This window comes from Staphylococcus sp. HMSC061G12 (assembly GCF_001838465.1).
Classification (GTDB): domain Bacteria; phylum Bacillota; class Bacilli; order Staphylococcales; family Staphylococcaceae; genus Staphylococcus; species Staphylococcus simulans.
In genome coordinates, this window is the sequence record NZ_KV837091.1 from 1 (window position 1) to 1,570 (window position 1,570).

Here is a 1,570-nt window from a genome sequence, read left to right on the forward strand (position 1 = left end):
TTCTACAGGACAATTATTATTTCATTTATTCGCAGCATTTGCAGAATTTGAACGTAATTTAATTTTAGAACGTTCTTCAGCTGGCCGAATTGCGGCACGTGCAAGAGGAAGATATGGAGGGAGGCCTGAAAAATTAAATAAACAAGATTTGAATTTACTTAAGACGCTTTATGATAATGGCACACCCATTAAAACAATAGCAGAACAATGGCAAGTTTCACGTACAACTATTTATCGTTACCTCAATAAATTGGAGGACAAGGAAGATGAAAAACAAGGAGAAGTATCTAACTAATTTTTCTGAAGCCAAACGTAAAGAAGCTACTCAAAAGTACAATATAATAAAACCTTTTATCTTGGGAAATCAATCTTTATCAAGTATTTCTAAAAATAAGGACATTGCATTAAGTACACTTTATAGGTGGAATAAATTATATAAGGAAGAAGGGCTTACTGGTCTAATTCATAATACAAGAGTTGATAAAGGTGATCATAAATTAGAACAAAACATAATTGACGAGATTAAACGCCTTTCACTCAAGAATAAAAGAAATAGTATTGCTACAATTCATAGGAAAATCGTTAATTATTGTATAGAAAATAATTTTGATAAACCAAGCTACAAACAAGTTTATAGTATTATTAAAGCAATGCCTAAGTCTGTTATTGATTTCTCTCACCAAGGTGAAAAATACTATCAAAATAAGTACGATTTAATACAAATAAGAGAATCCTCAAGACCCAATGAAATATGGCAAGCCGACCATACTTTGCTAGATATTTATATATTAGATCAAACAGGTAATATTAATAGACCCTGGCTAACCATTATTATGGATGACTATAGTCGCGCAATTGCAGGATACTTTATAAGTTTTGAAGCTCCTAATGCTCAAAATACAGCATTAACACTACACCAAGCAATATGGAATAAGAATAATACCAATTGGCCAGTATGTGGTATACCCGAAAAATTCTACACAGATCACGGGAGTGACTTTACCTCGCATCACATGGAACAAGTCGCTATTGATTTGAAAATTAACTTGATGTTTTCAAAAGTTGGTGTCCCTCGTGGTCGCGGGAAAATAGAACGTTTTTTTCAGACAGTTAACCAAACTTTCTTAGAGCAACTTCCTGGATATATAAACAATAATGATACTCCTAGCGATTTAATAGATTTTCAAAATTTCGAAGAAAAATTACGATACTTTTTAATTGAAGATTATAATCAAAAAGAGCATAGTGTTATCCAGAGCACTCCTATCAATCGGTGGAACAGTAATCATTTTTTCCCTAATATGCCAAGCAGTTTAGAACAACTTGATTTATTATTATTAGAAATACCTAAATCTAGAAAAATTCATTCAGATGGCATTCATTTTCAAGGCTTTAGATACAGTAATACAAACCTAGCTGCTTATGTAGGTGAGTATGTATTAATTCGTTACAATCCCAATGATATGGCTGAAATACGTGTTTTTTATAGAGATGAATTTCTTTGTACAGCAATATCTCCTGATTTAGCTGATTATTCAATTGATATAAAAGATATACAACACGCACGTAG

2 protein-coding genes are annotated in these 1,570 nt (G+C 31.9%); both read left to right on the forward strand.

Annotated elements, in window-relative coordinates; translation table 11 throughout:
* A partial coding sequence (locus HMPREF2937_RS07975; protein ID WP_142351416.1) for a recombinase family protein occupies positions 1–295 on the forward strand: 295 nt, incomplete at its 5' end.
* The coding region (locus tag HMPREF2937_RS07980) for a Mu transposase C-terminal domain-containing protein (protein WP_070864358.1) at positions 267–1,570 on the forward strand (1,304 nt) is incomplete at its 3' end. The genes HMPREF2937_RS07975 and HMPREF2937_RS07980, both read left to right, overlap by 29 nt.